Source organism: Pleomorphomonas carboxyditropha (assembly GCF_002770725.1).
In the GTDB taxonomy this organism is placed as follows: domain Bacteria; phylum Pseudomonadota; class Alphaproteobacteria; order Rhizobiales; family Pleomorphomonadaceae; genus Pleomorphomonas; species Pleomorphomonas carboxyditropha.
Genome location: NZ_NQVN01000061.1, coordinates 1 through 1,560 on the forward strand (window position 1 = coordinate 1; position 1,560 = coordinate 1,560).

Here is a 1,560-nt window from a genome sequence, read left to right on the forward strand (position 1 = left end):
CTGCGCGAAAGCGCCAACGTCGAATGCTGGCCGGTCGAGGCCAAGTACGAAGCGCTGCTCGAAAAGGCGCTCGCTTCGCTCGGCCGCAAGGCGCGCCGCGCCCACCCGGTCAAGGCCGACAAGGGGCACGGCTTCATCGCCAGCCAGCGCGAGGGCTCGGACGTGTTCGCCGCCATCGATCCCGACGCGCCGGTGATCGTGCTGCTGACCGCCTGGCAGTATTCGCACCACATCGCGCCGTCGCTCGCCACCCACCGCGGCCCTGTGCTGCTGCTGGCCAATTTCGACGGCACCTGGCCGGGCCTCGTCGGCATGCTGTGCATGGCCGGCTCGCTGACGGCGCTCGGGCGCGGCTATTCGCGCCTGTGGTCGGAGACTTTCGACGACGACTTCTTCCTCTCCGGCCTGAAGTCCTGGCTGGAGACCGGTTCGATCGAGCACGATCTCTCCTATCTCGCCGACGTCACCGCCGATCATCCGGTGATGAAAAGCGAAGCCGGCAAGATCGGCGCCGCCGTCGGCGCCTGGTCGCTGCGGCACAAGGAAATCCTCGGCCTGTTCGACACGCTGTGCATGGGCATGATGAACGGCGTGTTCCCGCAGAAGGCGCTCTGCGACATCGGCATGCCGATCGAAAGCCTGTCGCAGTCCGACCTGCTGGTCGAGATGTCGAAGGTGCCCGACGCGCTCAGGGAGGCGTGCGTCGCCTGGTACGAGAAGCGCGGCATGAAGTTCCGCTTCGGCGCCGACGGCGCCCGCGAGCTGACGCGCGAGCAGGTCAAGGAGCAGTGCGCGATGATGATCGCCATGGCTCGTTACGCCGAGCGCTTCGGCCTGTCCTGCGTCGGCGTCCAGTACCAGCAGGGCCTCGCCCGGTCCTGCGCCGCGTCCGACTTCGCCGAGGGCGCCATCGGCTCGACCGAGCGCTTCCCGATCCCGGCCGAGGACGGCCATATCATCCGGGAGGGCAAGCCGATCACCTGCGCCAACGAGGTGGACATGGGCACGGCCATTCCGCAGACCATGATGTTCCGCCTGCTCGACAGCCTGGGCCTGCCTTCGGAGACGACGCTGCACGACATTCGCTGGGGCAGCGACTGGAACGGCGAATTCGTCTGGGATTTCGAGATCTCCGGCGCGGTGCCGTTCGGCCATCTCAAGGGCGGCATCGCCGGCGCCACCGGCTATCGCCAGCCGGCGATGTATTTCCCCAAGGGCGGCTCGACCATCACCGGCCAGGGCAAGGCGGGGCGGCTGCTGTGGGCGCGCGCCCACTACGAGGGCACGTCCGTCATCATGCAGATCGGCACCGGCCACGCCATCGAGCTGCCGGAGGCCGAGTTCGAGCGGCGGCGCAAGGCCACCTGCTACGAATGGCCGCTCTTGAACGCCGTGCTCGACGGCGTCGGTCGCGACGACCTGATGGCCGGCCATCAGTCCAACCACGTCAGCCTTGCCTATGTCGACGAGGACAGGCTCGCCGACGTGCTCAAGGCCTTCGTCGCCCAGGCGATCACCCAGAACATCAAGGTGCAGGTGGCCGGCGACGCCCGCAAGCTG

Annotated in this window: 1 protein-coding gene; it reads left to right on the plus strand. The window is 67.9% G+C overall.

Annotation, left to right across the window (positions count from 1 at the left end):
• A partial coding sequence (locus CJ014_RS27185) for a signal transduction protein (protein WP_100083617.1) occupies positions 1-1,560 on the plus strand: 1,560 nt, incomplete at both ends.